Annotated in this window: 20 protein-coding genes; 7 read left to right on the top strand and 13 right to left on the bottom strand. The window is 38.1% G+C overall.

Features of this window, described 5'->3' with window-relative positions; translation table 11 throughout:
- The first annotated feature begins 267 nt into the window (after positions 1-267).
- The 3 genes from J7E81_RS09585 (at position 268) to J7E81_RS09575 (ending at position 2,042) form a co-directional block, all read left to right on the top strand.
- The gene (locus J7E81_RS09585) at positions 268-432 is read left to right on the top strand and encodes a hypothetical protein (protein WP_215041931.1); all 165 of its coding nucleotides are present in this window, start codon (positions 268-270) and stop codon (positions 430-432) included.
- Between the two features lie 110 nt (positions 433-542).
- Positions 543-740 carry a DoxX family membrane protein gene (locus J7E81_RS30505; RefSeq protein ID WP_251028564.1) on the top strand — a complete coding sequence of 66 codons (198 nt, stop codon included), beginning with the start codon at positions 543-545 and terminating at the stop codon, positions 738-740.
- Positions 741-965: 225 nt separating this feature from the next.
- Positions 966-2,042 (top strand): GIY-YIG nuclease family protein, encoded by a 1,077-nt coding sequence (locus tag J7E81_RS09575; protein WP_215041930.1) that lies wholly within the window; start codon positions 966-968, stop codon positions 2,040-2,042.
- A 171-nt stretch (positions 2,043-2,213) separates the two neighbouring features.
- On the opposite strand, the gene J7E81_RS09570 is transcribed toward J7E81_RS09575, so the two are convergent.
- The 3 genes from J7E81_RS09570 to J7E81_RS09560 form a co-directional block, all read right to left on the bottom strand.
- Positions 2,214-3,119 (bottom strand): ROK family protein, encoded by a 906-nt coding sequence (locus J7E81_RS09570; protein ID WP_215041929.1) that lies wholly within the window; start codon positions 3,117-3,119, stop codon positions 2,214-2,216.
- Positions 3,120-3,144: 25 nt separating this feature from the next.
- Complete coding sequence (gene uidA / locus J7E81_RS09565) at positions 3,145-4,938, bottom strand: beta-glucuronidase (RefSeq protein WP_215041928.1); 1,794 nt, start codon at positions 4,936-4,938, stop codon at positions 3,145-3,147.
- A 126-nt stretch (positions 4,939-5,064) separates the two neighbouring features.
- The gene (locus J7E81_RS09560; RefSeq protein ID WP_215041927.1) at positions 5,065-6,438 is read right to left on the bottom strand and encodes an MFS transporter; all 1,374 of its coding nucleotides are present in this window, start codon (positions 6,436-6,438) and stop codon (positions 5,065-5,067) included.
- Between the two features lie 320 nt (positions 6,439-6,758).
- On the opposite strand from J7E81_RS09560, the gene J7E81_RS09555 reads away from it, so the two are divergent.
- From J7E81_RS09555 to J7E81_RS09545, 3 genes are all read left to right on the top strand, one after another.
- Positions 6,759-7,997, top strand: coding sequence for a helix-turn-helix domain-containing protein (locus tag J7E81_RS09555; RefSeq protein ID WP_215041926.1), 1,239 nt, complete (start codon positions 6,759-6,761; stop codon positions 7,995-7,997).
- 70 nt (positions 7,998-8,067) lie between these two features.
- Positions 8,068-8,895 (top strand): GNAT family N-acetyltransferase, encoded by an 828-nt coding sequence (locus tag J7E81_RS09550; protein WP_215041925.1) that lies wholly within the window; start codon positions 8,068-8,070, stop codon positions 8,893-8,895.
- A 185-nt stretch (positions 8,896-9,080) separates the two neighbouring features.
- A complete protein-coding gene (locus tag J7E81_RS09545) occupies positions 9,081-9,791 on the top strand; it encodes a YesL family protein (RefSeq protein ID WP_215041924.1) in 711 nt (236 codons plus the stop codon).
- Positions 9,792-9,907: 116 nt separating this feature from the next.
- Here the strand turns inward: J7E81_RS09545 and J7E81_RS09540 are convergent, their stop codons facing one another.
- The 9 genes from J7E81_RS09540 to J7E81_RS09500 all read right to left on the bottom strand — a co-directional run bounded on the left by J7E81_RS09540 (position 9,908) and on the right by J7E81_RS09500 (position 23,689).
- A complete protein-coding gene (locus tag J7E81_RS09540) occupies positions 9,908-10,900 on the bottom strand; it encodes a glycoside hydrolase family 43 protein (protein ID WP_215041923.1) in 993 nt (330 codons plus the stop codon).
- Positions 10,901-10,947: 47 nt separating this feature from the next.
- Positions 10,948-13,317, bottom strand: a complete 2,370-nt coding sequence (locus J7E81_RS09535) for a glycoside hydrolase family 2 TIM barrel-domain containing protein (protein WP_251028563.1) — start codon at positions 13,315-13,317, stop codon at positions 10,948-10,950.
- A 111-nt stretch (positions 13,318-13,428) separates the two neighbouring features.
- Positions 13,429-15,003, bottom strand: a complete 1,575-nt coding sequence (locus tag J7E81_RS09530) for an ABC transporter substrate-binding protein (protein ID WP_215041922.1) — start codon at positions 15,001-15,003, stop codon at positions 13,429-13,431.
- A gap of 72 nt (positions 15,004-15,075) precedes the next feature.
- Complete coding sequence (locus J7E81_RS09525) at positions 15,076-15,978, bottom strand: carbohydrate ABC transporter permease (protein ID WP_215041921.1); 903 nt, start codon at positions 15,976-15,978, stop codon at positions 15,076-15,078.
- A gap of 13 nt (positions 15,979-15,991) precedes the next feature.
- Positions 15,992-16,933 carry an ABC transporter permease gene (locus J7E81_RS09520; protein ID WP_215042274.1) on the bottom strand — a complete coding sequence of 314 codons (942 nt, stop codon included), beginning with the start codon at positions 16,931-16,933 and terminating at the stop codon, positions 15,992-15,994.
- Between the two features lie 679 nt (positions 16,934-17,612).
- Positions 17,613-20,753, bottom strand: a complete 3,141-nt coding sequence (gene lacZ, locus J7E81_RS09515) for a beta-galactosidase, LacZ type (protein ID WP_215041920.1) — start codon at positions 20,751-20,753, stop codon at positions 17,613-17,615.
- 207 nt (positions 20,754-20,960) lie between these two features.
- Positions 20,961-21,998, bottom strand: a complete 1,038-nt coding sequence (locus J7E81_RS09510; protein WP_215041919.1) for a LacI family DNA-binding transcriptional regulator — start codon at positions 21,996-21,998, stop codon at positions 20,961-20,963.
- Positions 21,999-22,121: 123 nt separating this feature from the next.
- Complete coding sequence (locus J7E81_RS09505; protein WP_215041918.1) at positions 22,122-22,892, bottom strand: IclR family transcriptional regulator; 771 nt, start codon at positions 22,890-22,892, stop codon at positions 22,122-22,124.
- Positions 22,889-23,689 (bottom strand): IclR family transcriptional regulator, encoded by an 801-nt coding sequence (locus J7E81_RS09500; RefSeq protein ID WP_308162189.1) that lies wholly within the window; start codon positions 23,687-23,689, stop codon positions 22,889-22,891. Before J7E81_RS09500 ends, J7E81_RS09505 begins: the two co-directional genes overlap by 4 nt.
- A gap of 117 nt (positions 23,690-23,806) precedes the next feature.
- Here J7E81_RS09500 and J7E81_RS09495 point away from each other — a divergent pair, with 117 nt between their 5' ends.
- Entirely contained in the window at positions 23,807-25,018 is a 1,212-nt protein-coding gene (locus J7E81_RS09495) for a 4-hydroxybenzoate 3-monooxygenase (RefSeq protein WP_215041917.1), read from the top strand.
- Positions 25,019-25,257: 239 nt separating this feature from the next.
- Here J7E81_RS09495 and J7E81_RS09490 read toward each other — a convergent pair whose 3' ends face one another.
- A complete protein-coding gene (locus tag J7E81_RS09490) occupies positions 25,258-26,985 on the bottom strand; it encodes a glycine betaine ABC transporter substrate-binding protein (RefSeq protein WP_215041916.1) in 1,728 nt (575 codons plus the stop codon).

Here is a 26,985-nt window from a genome sequence, read left to right as displayed (position 1 = left end):
TCCCTGCTTACTCCATACTATTTTTGTTGCCCCTGCCAAGGAATCTCATTTTAACACATTACATACTAACTTACCATGTCCATACTAACTAGCCATTAAATATAACTACATTAGAAAAAAATTCGATTCTATGAATTGATGTTGTGAAACAGGAGAACCTACCTAGAATTAGGAAGAATCAACTCAACGAAAAAATGAGTTATAATTATTCTCCCGATTGGTCCTAATAATAAGATTGAAAAAAATAATGGAGGAGGTCTTGTAGGAATGCCACAGGATCAACAAGCTAAAGAGAATTTGGGCTCTGGTTCGATTATGAATCCAGAATTTGCTGGAACTGATGCACAAAAAGTAAAACAAGAAATAAAAGAAGATGTAAGCCAAGGACAAGGGGCAATTACTTCCCGAGAGGCAGGATCATTACGCGATTAAAAAACCACGCCAAGTGGTTTTTTATTTTCCTGCTTGCACGCATTATTTGGTATTCTTTGTAATGGTCTGTCCCTCATCCTGCATAAAGATGTACAAAGGGGGATTGTTTCATGAAAATGTATTTATCAGCCAATAACTTAATCAGATATGCGGTGGCCTATGTTTTTATTACCTCTTCCCTTATGAAATTAATGAGTACCGATGTCGCCAATCATTTTCTTGGATTAGGGCTGCCCTATCCTCACCTTATGTTGAAGCTTACCATTTTCCTCGAGATGGGTTTGCGGAATTTTACTATTAGTCAATAAATCTGTAAAAAATGCAGTCGTACCTCTAATTGGAATCATGATTGTCCCTCTCTTAGTTACAAAGGTTCCCTTATTACACACTGGTTTCCTTCCATTTGCCTTTCAAGCCCGTTTAGACATTGTGATGTTACTTTTACTAGTCTATCTATACAAGCAATATCCTAGGTAATCCTTTCATGTGTTAAAATACTACTATCTATTTATAATTTGGTGAGTGAACACACTATGAAACTAAAAGAAAAGGTAAAGTCGCTGCCGTTAACTCCAGGGGTGTATTTGATGAAGGACTCCCATGGTCATATCATTTATGTTGGAAAAGCTAAAAGCCTAAAGAAGAGAGTCCAATCTTATTTTCAACATTCCAAAGCTCATACTCAAAAAATTAAAAAGATGGTGTCTAACATTATTGATTTTGACTATGTGCTGACTGATACAGAATTCGAAGCCTTTTGGCTTGAATGTAAACTAATCAAGGAATTAAAGCCACATTTTAACAAAAAAATGAAAAATCCCCACTCTTACACCTATCTCGTGATAAATATGGAGGAAGGCAAGCGGATTCTTAAAATGTCCAACTCCCTTGTGGAAAATGACGGTAATCTATATTTTGGTCCTTTTTTAAACAAGTACACTGTTGAAAGAGCCATCACCGGATTAAGGGACGCTTTTAAAATAAACTGCAGCAACCCGTCGATGAAACATGGACCATGTTTAAATTATTCTTTAGGATTGTGTATCGGTACGTGTCTTGGAGGTTCCGCTCTTGAACAATATAATCAAATATTGGACAAAGTCATTGCATTTTTAAATAGAACGGACACCAAAATACTGGAGGAAATCGAGCAAAAGATGGTAACTGCATCCGAACAATTTCAATTTGAAGCAGCGGCAAAATATCGGAACATTCTTGAAACAATCAATGCCCTCCTTTATAAGGAGCGGGTAATCGAGTTCACAGAGGCAAATCAAAATATTATCGTCGTTGAAGCCATAACTGAGTCTACGTTTATACTTTTTCTAATTAAGGGGAGCAAACTTTTATATCGAGAGACACTAAATAACGAACAAATATTCGGAACCATCAAGATGAACCTATTAACTTATTTGACACAAAATTCACTCAGCACTCGCATAGTAGTCAGTAAAGAGGAACTTGATGAGGCGCAAATTATCTATAATTATTTAAAAAGCGGCAATTGCTGTTACCGTATTATACCTAATGAGTGGCTTGAGGAAGGGAATGTTTTGCTTATTGAAAATGTACTTGAAGAATTACTAAACGAAGTTTGGAATATTGATTAGAAAAAATTAAAAGCTTGTGGGGAATTATTTTACTACGTTAGGGACTAGGGACGAGCTCCTTATCAACCAATTTAATGGTTTAGCCGGTCCCTACGTCACATGACTTAGCTTTTCTAGTGTTTAAGAATGTTTTTCTTGAAAAAAGTCTTTTTGGTAATCTTCTGCGAATCATTATGAGGAAAATGCGTATTCTTTACTGACAAAAAAATGATAGAGTGCCCCATAAAGGTTGGCATCATTATGAAACTTACAAGCAACAACTTTTGGATTTGCCGTATGCAGCGGGTTAGCCTTTTTAATTTCATCTATTGCCCATTGAATTCTTTCAATTAAAATGGGCTGAATACTAATTCCTCCACCAATCGCGAAAACTTCCGGATCTAAAATATAACTAAGGTTTAAAATTTGCGCTGCTAAGTAAAGGCAATATTCATTAAAAATGGTAGTGGCTTCAACATCGTTGTCCTTTATATACTTAAAAACCTGTATTCCATCTGTTGTATCTTCCATTTTCTTCTTTTCGGCAATCTTTCGTACCATTTCAACAGCAGAACAAACCAAACCAAAATATTCGGCTTCTTTTGTTTGTGGATTCATTCCATTATTGATATAACTTACCTCTCCAGCAGAAAGATGGACTCCACGATGAAGTTTTCCATCAATAATGATTCCTCCTCCTACACCACTTCCCAGTACGAGCACCACTGAATTCTTAGCATCCTTTACACTTCCAAGCCACAATTCCGCTAAAGCCGCACACTTTGCATCATTTTCGATAAACACATCAATATTATATTTCTTTTCAATTTTATTTTTTAGATTGACTTCATGTAAAAATGGGAATGACCCGCCATTATAAATCATCCCTGTATCTACATCAACGGTACCTGGACAACTGATTGCAATCCCCTTTATATCATTTAATAAATACTCATCAATAATCGAAAAGACCACACATTCAAAATCAATTAAGTTTGTTCTTGGAATGGGCCGCTTACCTTTACTTACAATATTCACAGATGAGTCCATTAAGGCATACTTAACAAAAGTGCCCCCTATATCAAGGACTAAATACATACTAGTCACCTCTTTACCGAAAACTTTAGAATGACCCCTTATAGTTGAAATCGGGAATCGCTGTCCAGCGTCTGCGAAGTTCATGCGCGACATACTTTGGTTTACGTTCACGAGTAAAGATCCCTTTTTTATTTCCCTGAACACGGATAATTCCTTGGCTGGTTGCGAAATCTGCAAAGTTCCACACTTGCTCGCCGACAAACTGGTTATATTCATCAAATACTTCATGATTGGCCCGATAGAACTCTACTTGATATTCTTCCGTAAACATAACCGGCTCTACATCGTGCAATCCAGCAACCGTATCGGCACCATATTCAGTCATCATAAACGGTTTGTTCGGGCATCGTTTAAGCCAGCCATTAAATTCTGCACGAAGTTTTTCTTTTGCTGAAGCGAAATCGCCGCCATCAACATACCAGCCGTAATATCGGTTAAAGGTAAGGATATCTAGAAGTTCCGCAACTTGGTCTTTTTCTGGTGATGATTCAATTTGAGTGACAAGAGTAACTGGTCGTTTTTGCGGGTCAAGTTCTTTTGCCAGCTCTACTAGCGGCTTAAAGTATTCATATGCTCCCTCTTCCTCTGAAGCAGGTTCATTTGCAATATTCCACATAACGACGGACGGATGGTTTTTATCACGTTCAATTAATTCCTGGATCACCTGTTGATGATGCTCGAAGGTTTTGAGCTCCTTCCAAGTATTTCGAAGATTTCCTCCGTTATACATAACCATCATATTCAAGTGCAAACCGACGGCTGGTACTTCATCAATGACGACAAAGCCTTCACGGTCAGCAAGACGCATGATTTCTTCGGAATACGGATAATGGGCCGTACGGAACGAGTTAGCCCCGATCCATTTCATTAGGTTGAAGTCCAAAAGGTTTGCGGCTTCATCAAAGCCTCTTCCATGGATGGGTGTATCCTCATGTTTACCAAAGCCTTTAAAATAAAATGGTTTATTATTAATCAGGAACTTCCCTTCCTTTATCTCTACTGTTCTGACACCAAATGGCTGTTCATACACATCAACGGTTTTCCGGCCCATTTCCAACTCGACACGGAGTGTGTACAAGTAGGCATTTAATGGCTCCCACAGCCTAACATTTGGAATGCTGATTTCCCCTTGAGTTCCTGTTGCCTCACCTACGACATCACCAGATTCATTTATCACCTTCACTTTTACATGTGTGGAACCAATCATATCCACACAATAGTGAACCAGTCCATCTATTTCCGTTACGATGGTTACATCCTTCACATACGTTGTCGGTGTTGTATAAATTTTAACGGGTCTGTGTAAACCAGCATAGTTAAAAAAGTCAAAGTTTGGCTGGTTGCGGATAACTTTGCCCATGCCAGGAATCTCCTTTTCCGTTACAAAGCCAACCGGTAAGGTAGTCTCATCAACAATATTATTGACAGCAACCGTTAATCGATTTTTCCCTTTTTGTAAAAAATCATTGATTTCCGCCTCAAAAGGTAAGAAACCACCTTTATGTTCGACTACAAATTCCCCATTTACATATACTTTTGCCAAATGGGTGGCTGAACCAAATCGCAAAACCACCCGTTCAGCGGTAAGAATATGCGGAATGGTGATTTCTCGCTCATACCAAACCCAGCCAACATGATCGCGAATATTTGCATGCACCCCAATATCATTAAACGATGAAGGAACAGCCATGCTTCTAGTATCGGACAATTTGGCATTATGCCATTTTTCTTGAAATCCAATTCCTGGATCAAGTTTAAAATTCCAAATTCCATTCAAATCTATAATACTACGTGTTTCGGAAACAATTGGATATAACATTTTAAAATCTCCTCTTCATCTACTAGATTCTGTAGCTTGATGTGTTGGCAAAGAAAGCATGTTTTCTGTTTTTATTCGTTTAATGAAAGGGAGATAGTGAAAGATATACTAACTATCTCCTTTCTTTCAGGCGGTTTTACCAGAATTCATTTCATTTCTTTTTACTTCTATATCATTTACAAGTTGAGCCGTACGTTTTTTGTTTAAAGGGTATAAGAATGCAAGAAATATAAACACCAACAATAGACCAATCGCAGGTATTAAAGTAGCCAGTGTATGGATTCCATGAAGTGTACTTTGAGATTGTGCCTGTAGGGCTGGATTATAGCCAACCGCTGCAACCGCTACACCACCTATACCTCCGGCAACAGCCTGTCCTACTTTACGGGCAAAAGAGTAGAGGGAATAAATGGTTCCATCCTCTCGTAAGCCAGTTACATATTCATGGTAATCAACTAAGTCCGTAATAAACGCCCAACTAACTAAATTAAATAGGGCATAACCAAACATGCCAATTGATAAAATCGCAATGTATTGTATGGCAGACAAATTTGGCAATAGGTATAAAATGAAGTAGACCATTGTTGCAAGCAAAAACCCTGCCGAAGCAACTTCTTTTTTCCCAAACTTTGATACCAATGGTTTAACAAGCGGCATCCCAATAAAAATCGTTGCAATTTGAACAAGGCTAAGCATACTTAATATTTTTGCATTTCCGAAGTAATCCTTAAACAAATAAGTATTGACAGTTCCTATTAACATTAAACTAATTAAGAATATAAGAGAACCAATAAGATAAACGATTAATGGCTTATTCTTGGAAATACCTTTTAGCGTTTTGGCCAAATTAACATTTGGTTTTGCGCTTTCATTTATGACTACTCGTTCAACACTTAATTTATAGCAAGCCATATAACTTGAGATTGATAGAATTCCGAAAATGATTGCGGCCATTAGAAAGTGATTAGCATCCGCTTTATTATTTACAAACATGAGCAACGGTCCGACAACTCCGACAATTAATTGGGCCAAAGTGGCTCCAAGAGATCTCCAAGTTGATAAGGTGGTTCGTTCTACTGGATCCCCTGTAATCACAGAAGCCATTGAGCCGTATGGGATATTAACCGTACTATACAAGGTTCCCCATAGAATGTAGGTTACATATGCATACGCTGTATAAAATCCATTTGACATCCCAGGAATATGGATAAACATTAATACCCCTGAAATTACAAGCGGGAATGACATTCTATAAATCCAAGGTTTGAATTTCCCGTTTTTGCCTGCTTTTCTTGTATCAATAAAGCGTCCCCATGAAATGTCTGCAACTGCATCCCACAAACGGGCTAACAGGAATAACCCTCCTACACCAGCAGGATTGAGATGAAAAACGTCAGTATAATAGACCATCAAAAAGGATCCGACAAGTCCAAAAAAGAAATCATTACCAAAATCACCAAATAGGTACCCAACCTTATCTTTGAAACCAAAAGGACGCATATTAGTCACCTCGAAAATTTTTTATATTAGATAATTGCTAAACATAAATGACAGCTTTGACGGCCAAAACATGTATAAGATTACAATTTAGTTAAAATTAAGTATTGTGCAATCCCTGACAAAGGTGCTTAATTCAAGCAATCCTACTAGTTACCTATCTAAATATCTGTCCCTATCCTCCCTATTTAGGTTTTTGAAATCGATTTCTTAAACAGATTATAGTTTTTATTTTTAATAAATTATGGTATGTTTTACAGATAAAAAGGATGAATTACAGATAAGTTTTTATTCTTCTTTTATACGAGATTGGAGGATTAGTAGTGGGGATTTTTAAACAAGAGGAGATTAATTATATTTGTACATTAGCTTTTAACATGTATAAAATACCTGTTTACTTTTACAATCATCGTGGTGAGTTAGTCTATGATGCCGCCCCTAATTCTCTGTATAATCCCTTGTATCCCTCTAATTCAGCAATCATCGCTGAGCTTTTTTCGGGAACGGGACTTGATAATTTTCCAATATTAAAGGAAACAAAATACCTGGAGAAATTTTTTTCAATTAGTGTCCATTCTAACCATCAATTGTACGGAAATATAATTGTTGGCCCTGTCCTTAATTTTAGAATGACTGAGGAAACCATCAATGGGACCTTAAGAGACCTGAAAATCAAAGTAAGTAAAGAGGAAATGATTCGTTATTATACTGAACTTCCTGTCATAAGTAATTTTAATTTTATTAATATGAGCATGGTTATTTATTACATGGTTTATCAACAACCATTGTCGTTAGCAGATATCTTGCAAAATAATGAGGGAGTAGAAAAGGCACGGATTGAGGTAGAGACTCCGGATTCTCGAATAACCGAAGGACGTCAAACGAAAATGGTTCATACTGATATATCCATTGAAAAGAAATTCTTAAATTATATAAAGCTGGGAAAAAAAGATAAATTATTAGAAAGTTTCCACGCGGTTCAAAAACAAGGAAAAAAAGGAGTACTATCAAAGACAAGTTATGTGCGGAGTCAAAAAAATCTAGCTATTTCAATCATTACACTCGCAACAAGGGCAGCAGTGGAAGGTGGACTTTTTCAAGAAATAGCCTACAACCTTAGTGATTTGTATATACAGAAGCTGGAAGAACTAACTGAAAGTAAAGCAGTCGATCAAATAGTAGAAACTGCCCTTTTAGAATTCGCAGAACGAGTGGAAAATAGTAAAAAACATAAATATTCCAAACCCATAAATATATGCCAGAATTATATTTTTAACCATCTTTACGAGAATATAACACTTTCCCAACTAGCTGAATTAACTTCCTTGAATCCCAATTATCTATCCAATCTTTTTAAGAAGGAAGTGGGAATTTCATTTCTTCAATTTATCCAACAGACTAGGATAGAGGAAGCAAAAACCTTATTGTCTTATTCCAGCTATACTTTAGCGGAAATTTCCACTCTTCTTAACTTTCATGATCAAAGTCATTTTGCAAAGATTTTTAAAAAATTTGCTGGTGTAACACCAAAACAATTTATAAATGGAAATATGGAAGGATAATTAATCATTTTGAAGGAATAAAGTAGTAAAGAAAAGAAATGAATAAAGGAGAACGAACAGAGGTGATAACATGTTAACAAAAGAAGAATTAGCTTCCATTAAAGAACTTCAAACTATTTGCGAGCAAACTGGCGGTTACCAACTGAAACTTAACTTTGACATGCTTGAAAATAGAGAAGGAAATGAGAAAGAAGACTTCTTTCATTATGAAGACGAGAAGCTTGTCGGTTTTCTCGGCAGCTATGGCTTTGGAAACAAAGTGGAGCTTTGTGGGATGGTCCACCCAGATTACCGCCGTAGAGGTATTTTTACTAAATTGCTAGCTTTGGGACTGGAGGATTCAAAAAGACGGATGTTCCAAACGATTCTATTAAATGCTCCAACAGACTCCCAATCGGCAAAGGAATTTCTAAAAAATATCCCATGTGCCTTTTCGGTTGCCGAATATCAAATGAAATGGCAAAAAACAGGATTAATTGAAGACCCTGCTGTTACCTTAAGACTTTCTACTACAGCGGAGTATTTTGAAACAGAAGTACAGCTTGAAGTCTTGGCCTTTGGATTTGAAGAGAAAGAATCTCGGGAGTTTAATCTGAAGCTCAGAGAAAACCACTTTGATGAAAATTTTATTATTGAAGCTGATGGGAAACCTGCCGGTAAAATGCGCGTGGCTGAATCGGATGGTGAAGCTTGGATTTATGGGTTTGCCGTGTTTCCTGAACTCCAAGGGAAAGGAATTGGCAGAAGAGCTCTTTCCAGGATTGTCAATCAGGAGGATCAAAAAGGCTTATCCGTTTTCCTTGAGGTAGAAGCAAAGAATGCGCATGCCCTAAAACTATATGAATCATGTGGATTTAGAAGCTACCATTCTCAGGATTACTATCTATATCAAAATTAATATAAAGAGCCTTTTTATGATCTCCATAAAAGGCTCTTTAACTTTGTAATTCTTGTAAAAAATACCTCCTCGTTTGTTTCATCAAGGTACACTTTTCGACTTTAATTTATGTTATAATGAAAGAGTTTACATAGGTGTTAATTAACTACTTATCTCTCAACAAGAATGGTCTGGAGTTGATAAAAATGAACAATATTTTAGAACGTTTAAACCCCGTTTTTGAGTGGATTACAAAGCTTGCCGGCATCAATCTGTTATGGGTTTTGTTTAACTTCCCGATCGCTTACCTAGTATTATCTTTATTTACTGTTAAAGAGATGTCGCAAATCTCCATGTTAATTATAACCATTGCCGTATTGGCACCATTTATTTTATTTCCTGCAACCACGGCTATGTTCGGCATTGTCAGGAAATGGGTTATGAAAGAAGAAGTGCCAATTATACGATTCTTTTGGAAATACTATAAGGAAAATTATAAGAGGAGCCTCGTCGGGGGATTGATTCTAACTGTTCTTTGGGCCATTGTTGGCATTGACTATTATTATTTTCATTCCCGTATTTTCCTAGGCAGTTACCTATTTTTATTCCTAATGGTTTGGCTGTTCATTATTACTCTTTTCTTTTTTTCTCATACCGTTCATACCGAAACAAAACTTGGACAAGCATTAAAGAATGTGTTCATTTTATCGATTGCTAATCCCATCCTTTCATTTGGAATTGCCATTTTCAGTATTGTCATTTTGTATATTAGTTTGATGAAATTAACCTTTCTATTGCCATTTTTCAGCGGCGCGGTTATCTCATTTCTCGGATTCTTTGCCTACTATAAGGTATTCACAAGGATTGTTCAAATAGAACAAAATGCTTCAGTAGAAAAAAATATGATAGAAAGCTAAGTTACCTGTGGTTGGCAAGTTCTAATTTGCGGAGAGCTGCATCAATTTGCGGAGAGCCAGTAACCAAATAAAAATTCCTCTCACACTGAGAGGAATTTTTATTTGGTGTGTCCTATTTAATTATGAAGATCCACTCTAGCTTTAATAACCCTAAAGCTATCCTCCGTTTCTTCCACATCATAAATCTTAGCCCGCGATTCAGGTGTACTGAATGGATGATGAAGAATAAGCATCCAATCTCCTTCAAATGTTTTGAACAACATTCCATGTCCACTATCACCAACCACTAACGGATCCAGCTGCTCCCAAGGTCCTGCTAGCTTACCTGACCTAGATCTAGCAATCGTTTGGACATATCCCTCCTTGTTATAGCTGGACCACAGCATCACAAGGTGACCACCTTTGGTCCGATATAATTGACAACCATCCGATACGTAAACAGTCGGCCTCACATCAGGCTTGCGTTCAGTATTTATCCACGGGGCATCTGAAGCCTTAAAAAGATGCTGAGGTTCGCCAGATGCCGCAGATAAATCATCCTTTAGTGGAATGGCCTCAAACGTACCATCGATGACCTGAATCCATTCATGACAATAAACCATCCATGGCTTTTTATCCTCATCCACATACAAGGTCCCGTCTAAAGTCATGAAGTTTTTAGGCGGCATTGGTCCATCCGTTTTTAGTAATTCAAACGGGCCCTCTGGCGAATCAGATACAGCAATGGTTGTGCCACGAAGATGATTGGTGTTCCAAACCTCCGGCGGTTCAGCTAGCTTTGTATTTCTATTATGAAGAGTCACAAATAAATAATATTTTCCTTGATATAGGTGAACCTCTGGTGCCCATGTGCCATGCTGTGGATGAGCCCACGTTCCATCAGGGACCTCGAAAACAACATAAGGTCCATCCCAATCTAGTAAATTCTTACTTTTATAAGCCAAGACACCATTTCTCGATAAATCGGTTAATTCAGGAATTCCTGTTGTAAATAAATAGTAAGTATTTGTTTCTCTATGTGCCAAGACAAATGGGTCATGTGCCGGGATATCAATAAGTCGGTGCCCCTTCCTTGGATTCAAAGTGTCAGAGGCGTTATTATAAGGCATGCTAGCATCTCCCTACTTATTTTAAATTCAACACACTTGTTGTGGCTTTATTCAACTTTTATAACCGCAGTTGAATTTTCCAAACCAACAGAAGAAGTTTTTAATGTAATCGTCCCCGCCTGATCAGTCGACTTCACATAAATTAATAATTTCCCATGATAGGCATTTCTATAATTTGTTTTATAGTCCTGATGGCTGGCAGGGTTACTGCATTCCATTCCGATAATCTGACCAGGTCCTTCAATCTTGCAATCTATTTGATTTTCTGCATCATAAACAAGGATTTCGTCTTGATCGAGGATATTAACTTCTACATGTGCCACATCCTGTTTGTCAGCTTTAAGAACAAGTGTGTCCACATGTACCTGTAACTTTGTTGCCTTACCAGCTGTCTTTAATTCGTGTGAACAACAAATGTCTCCATTTCTTTTACCTACCGCTTTTAACGTACCCTTTTCGTATGGAATGTCCCAATAGATCGTTCCATCTTGGAAGTCCTCACGTTTTTTTAAGCCAACGGAGACACCATTTACTAATAACTCCACTTCAGGACAATTGGAACAACAAGCCACCCGCACTGTTTCTCCCTCAATCCCTTTCCACTGGCAGACAACTTCATGATCCCAATAAATTTGACCTGGATTGTCTTCCTTAATTGAAGTCAATCCTATATGGACCATATCCTTTTCGGACCATTCACTTTGTTTAAAAAAGTATAAAGGCTTTTTGAAACCAGCAAGATCGAGCAATCCTGGTGTAGCGTGACGAAGCGGCCAGCCATGGGCTTCTCCTAAATAGTCAATCCCTGTCCAGATAAATTGTCCTGATATAAAGTCATTCTGTTCTACAGCCAGCCATGCCTTGTGATGCCTTCCGTTTTCACTTCCATAAATCACACGATTAGGGTATTTTTCATGGTCTTCAGAATATAGAAACTCTTGATAGTTATATCCAACCACGTCAAGTGTTTCTGGAAATTCCGTTTCATTTGACATTATCACACTTGCAAGAGCCGCTGTAACAGGCCGCGTCGGATCATATTGTTTTACAACCTTTGCCAGCCTTTTCGCAATCTCCCCCATTCCCTTTGCTTCCGGTTTGTCCGCGTTATAACGTTCTTCGAGGACTGGATGTGAATAAGGATCATTTGGATAATCAATTTCATTCCCAATACTCCAGAAAACAATCGACGGATGGTTTCGGTCTCTTAAAATCATATCCCTCAAATCAATCTCTGCCCATCCCGTAAAGTCGGAAGCATAACCGTCAAGGGATGGCTCGCCTTTATTCCAGCCTTCTACCCACTTGTTTTTAGGATATTCCCATTCATCAAATGCTTCATCTTGTACTAAAAACCCGTAGGAATCACACATATCTAAAACCTCCGGTGCAGGCGGATTATGGCTCATTCTAATCGCATTTACACCAGCGTCTTTTAATAGCTGCAAACGCCGATGCCAGACCTTTTCAGGAACAGCCGCTCCCAGACAGCCTGCGTCATGATGAAGACAAACGCCCTTCATTTTCAAATTTTGTCCATTAAGATAAAAACCTGAGTTCACATCGAAATGAAAATATCGCACACCAAGTGGAGTTGTTTCAACATCAATCACTTCTCCATCTTTTATCACTTTTGTTTCCACACGGTATAAATACGGATTTTCCGTTGACCAGAGAATGGGCTGTTCCAGTAAAATAGAATGAGAAAATTCTTGTTCACCATTTGAACCGATCGTTTCCATCGATGAACAAGCGATGATTTCTTTGCCTGCAGCATCTTTAATTTGATGCTCAATTTGGAATTTAGCCTCGTTTTGATCTTCATTTTTCACACTTGTTTGAATTTGTATTTCTGCTTCTGATGATGAGATATTCGGAGTGGTGACAAAAATACCATACGGCTTAATATACAGCTGATCAGTCAAAATGATAAATATATTCCGGTAAATACCAGAACCTGGATACCAGCGAGAATCAGCAAAATCTGTGTGGTCTACTTTCACCGCAATCACATTTTCTTTTGTTCCGAAGTAAACATAAGGGGTTAAATCATAATGGAATGAGCTGTAACCATAAGGCCTTTTACCGAGAAATTGTCCATTTATCCATACTTCACTATTTTTATAAATTCCATCGAATTGAATAACGATTCTCTTTCCCTTTAGGCTGTCAGGTACAATAAATTTCTTTCGATACCAGCCCATTCCTCCTGGCAGATACCCTGTTGAACTCGCATATTCCTTCTTAAACGGACCTTCAATACTCCAATCATGCGGCAAGTCTAATGTACGCCAATCAGAATCATCAAATTGAATTTCCCATGCATCAGGATGATCACCCTTTAAGAATTTCCAATCAAAATTAAACATTCTACTTTTAACAGACAAATTCCACTCCTGAGATATTACATTTACCATAACAAGCTTACACCCCTAACCTAAATAATAATTATTAAAAAATGGCAGACTGATAGATAAAGGACTATCAAACATGAATGATAGCCCTTTTCCTTTACATACAATCTCTCATTAATTACCTTCTACCTGTTTTTTAAATGCATCCATTTGTTTCTGGATTTCTTTTAACACCTTATCATAACCGGCGTCTTTTAATCTCTTGCGGAAATCTTTTACAGCCTTTTCTGGATCGCCTGCTTTACCAAATGCAATGGCTGGTACCATTTGGGCAGTCACTTGTGATAAAGCAGAAATTTCAGCCTGTACTGGTGTACTATCAAACACAAATCGGCCATATGGGTAAGGCTTCTTAATTTTATCGTACTTCGCATAAATCTCAGAAATTCCATCATATGAGTCAGCACTTGGGATTTCGTACTTGTCCATACGGCCGCCCCAGAAGTTAGTAGAGAATGAATCCTTTGTGTCATCATAACCTTGTGGTTGTACACGTTTTCCGTCTTTAATTTCGTATTGTACACCTTCAATACCATAGCTCCATAATCGATAAAGTTCCTGATCGTTTCGAATTAAATCGTATACCATGAGGGCACGTTCAGGATTTTTACTATGAGCTCCAACCGCCATCGCACCATGTGTAATAGATGTTGAAATTAAGTTGTTCCGTGTATCAGACCAAGCAAACATATCAATAGCTGAACCTGGCTGTTTCACATCCATTTGTGGGCGTAGACCAGAGAATGTTTGGGTATGATGCTGGTCAGCACCAGTTTTTCCTGCTTGGAATTCGGCTCTAGTATCACCTTTATAGTTCAAAACGTCCTTACGCCAATAGCCAGCATCTCCCCACTGTTTCATCATTTTTGCATAGTCGACAAAAGTATCTGTGAAGATAGGACTCATAACATTATATTTCTCATCATAGGATTTGGCCCAGTAAATGGGGAATACTCCTGTTGTAATTGGCAGTTCAATAGCATCTGAATAAGAAGTTACATATCCCCATGCTGTAGTAACGTTTGTTCCTTGTGCATCCCAAGGAATGACACCTGGTTTTTTATCTTTCACACCTTGGAAGTATTTTCCCATTGTTTCAAAATCGCTAATATGTTCATTGATTCCAAATTCTTTTGCCCAATCTGTGCGGTAGAAGAATCCGTGGTTCACCCATTGAGTATATTGGTCCTCAGGAATCATGACAATTTTACCTTTATACTTTGATTCCTCCCAATCAGCTTTAGGAACCTCTGCCCATGTCTTAGGTGCATATGTTGGCAGAAGTTTCGAAATATCCATGAATGCACCTTTTTGTGCATTACCCCAGGCATCTAACCAGTCAGTTGCTGTGATGACTAAATCAACAGGTTCCCCGGAAGCTAGAGTTAGATTATATTTTGTCGTATAATCAGCCCATTCAATCCATTTTAATTGAATCGTAGCGTTTACTTTTTCTTTTAATTTAGCATTCACTTTTTCCAATACTTTTTCTACTTGGCCATTGGTTGGTTTATCCCCCAACACCATCATGGTAACGTTTACAGGCTTAGAAGTATCAATTTTTCCATTTTTGTCTACCTTTGTTCCAGCGTTTCCTGAACTGGTTTTGCTTGAGCCGCTACAGGCTGCAAGGCTGAAGGTCAACACCATAATCAAGACCAGTGCCAAGATTTTTTTCATCTTAGACATTCTATTTCCCCCTTAAAAATTTAAAATGATTACTCTCTATGAAACGAGGAAAGATCCTCAAGTCATATTCCATTACCCTTTTACTGCACCAACTGTAATACCTGTAATAAAGTACTTTTGGACAAACGGATAAAATAGAATAACCGGACCAGTAGCTACAACGGCTGTTGCCATTTTCATAGATTCCAATGGTACGTCTTGCGGAGGCACATTGGAGGATGCGGCTGAATTCCTGATAAAGTCAGCACTCGTAATTACGTTATAAAGAAACAGCTGCAGCGGCCTATATTCCATATTAGGTGAAAGGAAAAGCATGGAATTATACCATTCATTCCAATACCCAAGGGCAATGAATAGTCCGATTGTCGCCAAGGCTGGCGTAGACATCGGCAGGATAATTCTTAAAAAAATGGTGAAATCACCGGCACCATCAATCTTCGCAGATTCCGTAATCTCATGTGGAATCGACTTTGTAAAGGATTTCATCATAATAATGAGAAAAGGACTCAGCAATCCTGGCAACAGTACAGCAAGGTAATTATCTTTTAAATGAAGCACCTGTGTAATTAATAGATAAAACCGGACTAGCCCACCTGAAAATAGGGTTGTAAAGTAGATATAAAATGAAATTTTATTACGATACAAGAAATCTTGGCGCTGTAAGGCATATCCCGTCATTGCAACAATAAACAATCCTACCGCAGTTCCAACAATCGTAATCCCTAGCGTTACCATATACGATCCAATTACAAGTCTTGGATTCTGGAAAACGATCTCATAGGCGAAAGTAGAAAACTCTTTTGGCCATAAAGAAAATCCATGGTCCATAATGGATTTTTCTGTTGAGAGAGAAGACGATATGATTAAGATAAAGGGCAAAAGACATGATAGAGCAAAAACACTGATAAAACCATATCCAATAATACGAACCATGATAGTAGACACATCTATATTTCGTCTGGCTGTATTTTCCATAAATCTCCCTCCTTTAAAATAATGAGTTATCCGGTGAAACCTTTTTAATAATCCAGTTAGCCACAAGGACAATAACAAGGCCAAAGAAAGATTGATATAAACTTACCGCACTTCCTAATGAGAAGTTAAAATTAGTCATCAATGTTCGGAAAACATAGGTTTCAATAATATCTGTGGTAGGATAGAGCATGGTATTATTTGCCCCAACCAAGTTATAAAACAAACCGAAATTTCCTTTTAATACTCCACCTAAAGAGAACAATAGCAAAATGATGAACGTCGGCTTAAGCCAAGGAATAATGATATATCGAATACGTTGGAAAGCATTTGCACCATCGATTTCCGCTGCTTCTAAAATCGATTTATCCAGACCCATAATGGCAGCAAAATAAACGATCGATCCATATCCAGTGGATTGCCATAAGAAGGTAATGACAATAATATAGGGCCAAATATGAGGATTAGAATAAGTCTGTACCGGATTCATGCCAAGCATTTTTAAAAATGAATTTAATAAACCATAATCGTAACTTAGAATGTTATAGGCTAAAAGTCCAACTAGAACAGCGGAAATAAAGTGTGGCAGGAACATAATTGTCTGTGATACTTTTTTGAACCATTTATTTGTCAGTTCGTTCAGCATGATGGCTACACCTATTTGCAGGAAATTACCTAGTACGATGAAAGCTATATTATAAGCAATTGTATTAAAGGTTAATTTCCATAAGTCACCAGTCATGACCAAAAATTTAAAATTATCAAATCCAACGAAGGCGCTTTTAAAAATTCCAAGTGAATAATCATAGTTTACAAATGCAAGATAAAGTCCCGGCATGGGCAGGTAAGCAAAGATAGCAAAGAAAATAATCGCAGGCAAACACATAAGAAGTAGTGTTCGGTTCTTCCATATTCTTTTAAATGCAGACTCTTTTGTTTTTGTTTGTTTTTCAACCATAGGTGACGTTGATTCCACTGTAACAGTTTTCAAATAAATCCCCCCTAAACAACATATTTTGACCAAATAAGCGGCAAACTAGCAGACAAAACAAGCGACAAGGTGAGCTAGCAGATTACTAATCTAGTACCTGAAAAAAACCTCCTTTTAAGGAACAAAAGGATTTAGATAGGATATATGATATATACCAACATCATTTAACTAGGAGATTTGAAATGGGTTTCAAAAGTGCCCCTATAAAAAATTCACATTCGGTTATTCTGTTTTTGCATATTATGTATGGATCTCAGTAGATGTTGAAATGGGTTTCATTAAATCGAGATAAAAGCAATTTCTTATGAGGAATAACATAGAGGTCAGTAGAATTTTCAATTGTAAGCGGTTACCTTTTCTTTATTATATTCCTGCTCCTGTTAAATGTAAATACTGTTATTTTGACAATTTGGACTATTCCTAAAATTTATATTATTGTAATCATAATTAAGTTACACAGACTTTTTTAGGTAATCCGCTTGAAATTACATCAAATAGAAATGGGTTTCAGGATGATATTAATGACCGCTTAGACGATGTTCCCTTGGTAAGGATAAATAGACCCAAGGGAACACACTAACTCTGACACGGTAGGTCGTACCTAGTGATTGGAACGTCCTGATTGTTCAAAATCACAAGACACGGGCTATAAATCCTTTACATTAATTCCCTTAAGTTTGAATGTATAAGAGTAGCATCGATTGGCAAATAGCGTGAATTCAGGATGTGTTTTTTGCCCCCAGCTATCATCTCCGCCTACGCCCATTTGTTTATAATTAATCCGTACCACCGTCTTTACGCTTGGTGGTAACTTATATCCGTGATCATGTTCTTCAAGCTCAAAAGGAGTAAATGGTAAGGCATTCACCTCAACTGTAGGGCTTCCAGTTATTTTTAGCCCTGCCCCCTGTTGATTGGATAGTAAAGCCCATCTTACGCCTGTTTTATTGCCGCATTCCTGAGGTTTTAAGTATGGTACATATTGATCTTTAACTTTCCCCGTATATAATCCAATTTTTGCGCCTTTTTCTTTATCCCAATAATTTTCATATGGGCCTTTTCCATACCAAGTGATGGTGTCGAACTTGCCATCTAATGTTGTCATCATTCCAACCTCAGGCAACTCAGGAAGATCGTTCCCTGGTTGTAATTGATAGTCTACTGTTATTTCTCCATCACCCGTAATGGTGTAAACAATCTTGCATATAGATAATGTTGTTGGCAAACTGTATTCAGTTGTTACTACCGTAGTAGAATGACTTTTCACATCCACTAAAAACGATGTCAGAACGTTATTCATCCCCGCATCTCTCCAAACAGAGCTGCGTTCATTCAATTTACTCCCACGGTCATTATCGGTCATTGCACGCCAAAAATTCAGACTTAATTCATTCTCAAGTAGAGGGATACAATTGAATATATACGACTCTAAAGCCCCATTGTTTTTATTAAAAACAGCAGTAAAGCTAGCACCATTTATCGTAACATAATCTTTTTCTTGTCGTACTTCTGTTTTAGGTAGGTTGATAGATATACTTGCTGCTGTTTTCACTGTAGGAATCACAAATTGTTCAAAAGCAACTTCATGGCCTTTCTGAGCCCAAAGGGTGCTATTTTTTAAATGCAGGCTAACCGTTAAAATGTATTCATCTGACGGTTTACAGACATCTGGAAGAGTGTAAGCTAGTTGAATCGTTTGAGAGGAGCATGGTTCAACCTCTATTTCTGCAGTCCCTTTTTGAATAAACACGCCATTTTCTGCTAGCTGCCAAACTAGTTCGTACTCTCGAAGGTCAGTAAACAGATAGTTATTTACCACATCAACAAGACCCTCTTCCAGATTAGTGGCTGTAAAACGAACATTCTGATAGCACTTTTTAACCTCGATAATCTTTGGTGAAATCGTACCGTCGGCAAAAATCAAACCATTCCCTGAAAAATTACTATCATGAGGTGTTTCTCCAAAGTCACCACCATAGGCTAAGTATGGTACACCATCCTTGGTCTTTGTTAATAAAGCTTGATCCTTCCAGTCCCAAATAAATCCACCCTGAATAATAGGATATTTTTCAAACAAATCAGTATATTTGTAAAGGTTTCCACAAGAATTTCCCATTGCATGGCTATACTCACATAGAATGTACGGTTTCGGATTTTCAGCGTTCTTCGCATATTCAGCATATTTCTGAACACCTTCAGGACTCACATACATCGTGCTTTCAATATCTGAAGCTGCTTCTGATTTACGGTAATGGAAAATTCCTTCATAATGTACAATTCTTGCAGGATCATTTTTCTTAAAAAAATCATGCATTTTAATAAAATTATCCCCTCCGAAGGATTCATTACCAAGCGACCAAATAATAATTGAAGGATGGTTTTTATCTCGTTGAAACATGGAATTACATCGGTCAAGGACGTTTTCCCGCCATTCTGGCTTACTTCCTGGCACCGTATCGCCTTCCTCTTGTTGGCCATACTTCCAGGTCCCGTGAGTTTCAAGGTTTGTTTCATCAATGACATACAATCCATATTGATCACATAATTCATACCACAACGGATTATTTGGATAATGGGATGTACGGACAGCATTAATATTATACTGCTTCATAAGTTTTATATCATTTACCATATCTTCATAACCAATGGCCCGCCCTTTATCGGATGCGAACTCGTGGCGGTTTACACCTTTAAAAACAATTCGTCTGCCGTTGATCTTCATAAGACCGTCTTTTATCTCAAATGTCCGGAATCCCACCTTACAGCTTTCCGCTTCTCGAATAATTCCGCTTTCATCTTTTAAAATCAAAACAAGTGTATAAAGGTACGGACTTTCCGCACTCCATTTAAAAGGATTCTTTACATTAGTTGAAGCGTTAATCGAAAGCAAGGATTGATTATTCATGTCCACGTTTATTTGAAAAGAGTCCTCAAAAACAGGATTGTTTTCTTGGTCATATAGCATTGCTTCGACCTTATAACCATTCACTACCTGCTCAAACACATTTTTGATTTTTGCTTCGATCTTTAATTCGGCATCCTTATAGTCACAATCCAACTCCGTGGTCACAAAGAAATCATTGATATGAACTTCTGGAGTTGAATACAGATAGACATCACGGAAGATCCCACTCATCCTCCAAAAATCCTGGTCCTCTAACCAGCTGGCATCACACCAACGATAAACCTCTACTGCTAACTTATTTTCGCCGTCAATTAAGTAAGGTGTTAAATCAAACTCTGCAGGTGTAAAGGTATCCTCACTGTATCCAACAAGTTCTCCATTTACCCATACATAAAAGGCTGACTCCACTCCTTGAAAGCTGATATAAACCGGCTGGTCCTTCCAATCCTCTGGAATCGTAAAATTCCGGATGTACTGCCCAACAGGATTATATTTTGTTGGAGCAAAAGGTGGCTTTATATCTTCATTTCCTTCCCAAGGATATCGAAGATTTGTATATTGAGGATAATCATAACCTTGTAGCTGCCAGTGTGCCGGCACCTTGATTTCATCCCACTCACTAGCATCATAATCCAATTTAAAAAATGCTTGATTTCTATTTTCAGGATTCTCATTAAATGCGAATTTCCAGCTTCCATTTAACGAACGATAAAATTCAGACGAAGTTCGGTCCCCTTTTAATGCTTCCTCAACTGTTCTATATGGCATTAATGTTGCATGAGCATCCAATCGATTTAATTGAAAAATCTCGGGGTTGTTATTCCACTCGGGATATCCATTTTCAGGTGGACTATACTTATATTTATTCAGCTGTTTAAGCATAAAAATACCTCTCTTCCATCCATTTAAATTCGTAATTCCCCACACAACTTCCAATTCATGAAACCCATTTCAAAAAATTTAAATAAAAAAGGAATATTAATCATCTTTTATAGTAAATTTAAATACTATCAATTAATATTCCACACCTTACGAAACCCATTTCATTTTTATCGTACCCTAAATTATGGATGTGTGCAATGATTTATTTTATAATTCTGAAAATAATTTACAAGAATCCCTCAATACGAGTGATGTCGGAACGACCGTTTCTTTCTCTGCTTCGTTCTCATTAATTAAATCTACTAGAACATTGATAGCCGTCTGACCCAACTGATCATAATTCTGGCTGACTGTCGTAATTCCCGGAGGAAAATGCTCCGCCAAATAAATATCATCGAAGCCAACAATGGAAACATCATCTGGAACTTTTAGCCCAAATTTAGTAAGAACCTTTATGACCCCAATTGCTACTAAATCATTGGCACAGATAACCGCTGTAGGTCTATCTCTCAAATAAAGCAATTGTGCAGCCACTTCTTCACCTGATTCAATATTAAACCCAGTACCAAAAATCCAATCTTTGTTGACGACTAACCCTTTAGATTTCATGGCTTTAACAAACGTATTCTTTTTCACGTCCGTTGAACTAATTCCTTCCAATCCACCTAGAAAACCTATCTTTTTATGTTTTAAATTTACTAATAGTTCAACAAGCTTTTCAATCCCTGACTCTTCATCTGTTCTAACCATATGGGCATCCACCCCAGCCATTTGACCGTTCACAAAAACAACCGGAATTCTTTCCATCACTTTCTTCATTTCTTCCGCGTATTCTTGATCGGTGTCCGAATCATTAATTCTTCCGCCCAAATAGATAATCCCATCCACTTGTTTTTCTACTAAACTTTGTAAGTATTTTGATTCATTTGCTGAGTTGTTCATCGTATTGCACAAAAAAGTTGTATACCCTAATTCCAATGCATGTGCTTCACATTTTTGAACCAGTGTTGAAAAAAATGGATGATTGATGTCTGGCAGGATAAAACCAATCGTTTTCGATTGCTTATGTAATAAGCTTCTTGCTAGACTATTAGGTCTAAAATTATATTTTTCAATTACATCTACTATTTTCCGCATTGTTTGAGGCCGCACTTTTGCATTTCCGGTTAAGACTCTCGAAACAGTAGCTGGAGATACATTAGCTTCTTTGGCAATGTCATATATAGTTATATTTTCCTTTTTCATAACTTTCCTCCATCGCTAATGATTTCATTGCATTCAAGAAGGAAGAATGAAACCGATTTCAACTAAATTGTAATCCTATAATAGCCGCAAGTCAATCGATTGTTTAACCATTCTATGAGCAAATTAATTTTGTAAGCTTTTTGCCACCTCATCGGCCGCTTGCTGTACTTGTTTTATTAATTGGGGAATAGTTCGCTCATTTATTCTAGTAATTGGTCCTGCGATACTCACAGAGGCTATTGGTTTGCTTTTGCTATTCCTAACAGGAACTGCGATTGACACAACCCCTTCATGAAGTTCTTCTTTACTCACCGCATATCCTTTGGATCGGATTGTATGTAATAACTTTTTTAACACCATTGCATCTGTGATTGTTTTGGATGTATAGGATATTAGTCCCCTCTCCAATACCTGATCAATAGTGGATACTTCTTGATACGCTAACAAAACTTGTCCAGTGCTCGTACAATGAAGCGGACTTCTCCTCCCAGCATGCGACAATAAATGGACGGGATTTGTACTATCGATTTTCAGGAGATACATCAGCTGAAATTCTTTAATAATACCAATATGGGCTGTTTCACCCGTCCTCTCCGCTAGTTTCTCTATATGACCGAGTGACAAATGATATATATTTTCCTTATTAATGAGCGTCTGTCCCAAAGCTAATAAGGATGCTGCTAGACGGTAGGATTTAGTGGATGAATCCCTGACAATAAAGCCTTCTACCATCAAAGTATGAACTAAGCGAAACGCCGTACTTTGCCCTATTTCCAAACGGCTTGCAATATCCTCTAAATGTAATTCAGGTTCTTCCAAGGAAAATAGATGGAGAAGACGAAGAGCATTTCTCAAAGACGAGTAATGATAACTATTCACAGAAGGATACCTCAATGTTCTGACCACTCCTTTTCAGGAATATTTCCTAATCTCAGCGATACTTCATTTGCTGCCTTCATGACCCTTCCAGTAAACCTATTAATTTCATGATTTTGAATACGGTCCCTTGTTCCGACAACACTGACGGCCGCTACCACTTCACCCGTGTAGTCCCTAACTGGTGCCGCAATACTTACAACATTTTCGTGCATTTCATCGATACAAATGGAAAATCCCTGTTCTTTAATTTGACGTAATTGATAGATTAGTTGCTCAGGTTCTGTCTGGCTGTTTGGTCCCATTCGTGGAAGACCTTCCCTGATGATGCTGTTAACTATATTCTTTCTCCCAAATGCCAATAAAACTTTACCAGCACTTGTACAAGATACCGGATTCTTTTTTCCAATCGATGATAAAAGAGGTACTGGATTCGAGCATTCGACTTTATGGACGTAGGTAATTTCTATTCCTTCTAAAATAGCAACATGAGCCGATTCCGCTAGATCAGATACTAATTTTTTTAATATGTCTTTCGATTCTCGGTGGATTTCTAAATGAGATGTGATGACGCCGCTAATCGAAAGTAACGAAAATCCAAGGCTGTATTTTTTACCATCTTTTTGTAAAAATTCCTCCTCTAACAAATCGATAATTAACCTACTAACGGTACTTTTACTGATTTGAAGAGCGTGGGCAATTTCTGTCACTCCCCAAACTGGTTTTTTCAACGTAAAGAGTTGTAGTATTTGCAGTCCATTCTGGACCGATTGTAAAACGGACGTCTTTTTATTAGTCGGAATGATACCAATCACCTCAAAAGATTTAATTTGTTCCGTATATAAGAAGTTAACACTACTAATCAGAATATTTTAATTATATTATATCCTTATCCAATTATAAAACGCTTTCAATCAAAGGAGCTGGAAAAATTGAAAACACAAGTTGGGATTATCGGGGCCGGGCCAGCTGGTCTTATTCTTGCACAACTACTACATCTTCAAGGTATTGATTCTGTTATCCTGGAGCGTAAATCCAGAAACAATATCGAGGGAACCGTTAAGGCCGGTATTTTAGAACAAACAACGATTGATCTTTTAAGAGAAATCGGTGTCGGCGACCGAATGGATCGTGAAGGTCATTTTCATAATGGCAACTACTTTCAATTTAATGGGCAAAGACGCCATATTGATTTAAAAAAATATTCTGGCGGCAAGAACGTCGTTGTTTATCCACAGCATGAAGTGATTATCGACCTGGTCAATGCCCGTTATGAAAATGGCAAAGACATTATCTTTGACGTGGAAGAGGTCACTCTACATGATATCTATACAAACCAACCGAAAATAAGGTACCGTAAAAATGGGTTGGACGAAGAACTTGTTTGTGATTTTATCGCAGGCTGTGACGGCTATCATGGACCAAGCCGTCTTGCGATTCCTGAAACAATAAGAAAAGAACATGTTCATTTTTATCAATATGGCTGGTTAGGAATCCTATCCGATTCCGCACCCGCAGCAGATGAATTAATTTATGCCTATCATGATCAAGGATTTGCTTTACTGAGCACGCGTACACCTATTCTCCAACGACACTATCTACAAGTAGATCCGTTCGATGATATTGCCAATTGGTCAGATGATCGGATTTGGACCGAATTAACGGCACGAACCAAAACAAATGATGGCTGGCAGGTGCCAGATGGACCGATTAATTCAAAAGGAATTTTCCAAATGCGAAGTTTCGTTTGTGAGACGATGCAATATGGCCGTCTCTTTATTGCCGGGGATGCTGCTCATACGGTTCCGCCAGCTGGTGCCAAAGGATTAAACCTTGCCGCTACGGATGTAAAAGTAATGTCCCGCGGAATTACCGAATTTTATCAGAATGGCAGTACGGATATACTGGATCGTTATTCGAAAATTTGTCTTCGTCGTGTTTGGAAGGCAGAACGTTTCTCTTATTTCATGACACGACTTCTTCACACCAATCCTAAATTTGATTCCTTTGAACAGGGTGTTCAGCTGGCAGAACTAGATTATTATACTTCGTCTGAAGCTGGATTAAGTACGATCGCTGAAAATTACGTTGGCTTGCCGATTCAGTGGGAAAAGGCTGGAGATTTTAAGACACTTATCAAATAAAATGATGGTTCCTTTTGGTTAATGCTGGTAAAAATGCCAATGTTGTTTAAAAATGAGCCAATGATAGGTGTAAACCGGCCAATGCTGTCCAATATTGAGCAAAACCAGCCTAAAAATGAGCCAAAATCCATAGAATTTCAGCCAATCAACTATTTCGCACTAAAAAAGGAATTTGACTGATGGTCAAAATTCCTTTTTTAGTGTCGTTACAAGGGATGATCTCCCTGAGTCCTCGTTTTTTACTTCAAATCTTCGATAGAATTGATGTCCATATACTTTGGAACCACCAATCCATTCCTTGTTCCATGGAGGTTCGCTCCCAAATCTAGAAAATCGTTTTTATATTGCTCGTAATATTTCTTATGAGTACTTGGCAGCCAACCAGCAACCATAGCGTCGGCGCTTCCATTAGCCACTCCAGCAAACATTGGTCCCACCTCAACTTGACTTAATTGGACCTTAAAGCCATTGTCTTCTAGCACCTTCCCGATCACGTTGGTACTAGCAATTTCAGTGTCCCATGCGACATAGACAAGATTGACGGTTTCCCCATTCCCTTTTTTAGCCCCATTGGTCCATTTTCTCACTTGACTTCCGTTAGCCTTTATCCATTTTTCGGCTGCTTGAGTGGGTTCCATCCCTTTCTTGATGTCCACCATCACTTTTTCCATATCAGCTGGCTCCCACGAAAATTGATCAAGGATAGTGTAAGCACCCGGCACATCTTGTTCAAGACCTTTTCTTACGATGGTATGAATATCTTCTACTGCGCCAAATGATTTGTTCGGGTCTTTTAGAAATTTCAAATCATAAGTAGAAAACATCCAATGCGGTGCCCAGCCGGTGACAATAATCGGTTTCTTCTGACCATAAGACTTATCCAATTCAGCGGCCATCGCGGCTGAAGATCCTTCCACTACCTGCCAATCCTTCAGTTGATATTCTTTTAGTGCGTTACCAGCCTGAGTCATGATGCCGGCTCCAGGCTCAATTCCGATAATTTGATAATCTGTTTCAGCCCCAATGCCGTTCCCTTTCTTATCCTCAGCTGTTTGGTTGGTAATGCCTGTCACAATAGCAGTGAGAATAACCAGCGCGGCAACGATTGAAAACACGATTTTTTTCTTGATGATATGCTCATAAGCTGGCTTGCGTAAGTTTTGGGTAATACGGTCAAGAATGACAGCAATAAAGACGATTGATAATCCTGCTTCAAATCCTCGTCCTACGTCAATTTGACTGACTGCCCGGTAAACATCCGCGCCTAGTCCTGGTGCTCCTACTAAAGAAGCGGTTACCACCATAGAGAGGGCAAGCATAATACTTTGATTCACACCAGCCATAATCGTTGGTGTGGCGATTGGTAATTGAACCTTAAATAATTTTTGGCTGTTATTCGAACCAAAGGCATCCGCTGCCTCGATTAAGTCTTTCGGAACTTCTTGGATTCCCAAATTTGTCATGCGAATCGTTGGTGCAATCGCAAAAATAAAGGAAGCGATAATTCCAGGTACTACACCAATGCCAAAAAATAAAATAGAGGGTATTAAATAAACGAATGCCGGCATCGTCTGCATAAAATCGAGTATCGGTGTCACAATTCTATGTACCGTTTTCCTTTGAGCACACCAAATTCCAACAGGAATTCCAATAATGATCGTAATTAAACCTGATAATAAAACAATCGCGATCGTTTGAATACCGGAATCCCAATAACCGAGATTATCAATTAAAAGCAAGCTCAGAAGCGTAAAAACTCCTAAAGGCCATCTGCTTGTGTAGGTTACCAGCAAGGTTAAGACGATTATTAAAAGAATGGGAGGCCCCGCACTCAAGACATCGACTAAGATATTCAAAAGACCCTCGATAGCGGTTGTTAACACGGTAAATAATCCTGCAAATGCAACGGTGACCCACTTGACGAGAGCGTCTACCCAGTCTCCTAAAGGGATTTTCGGAATGTTCAT

It is taken from the genome of Bacillus sp. ISL-18, assembly GCF_018613415.1.
Lineage (GTDB): Bacteria > Bacillota > Bacilli > Bacillales > Cytobacillaceae > Neobacillus.
Note: the sequence above shows the minus strand (reverse complement) of the source record. Positions and strands in the feature narration are given on the sequence as shown.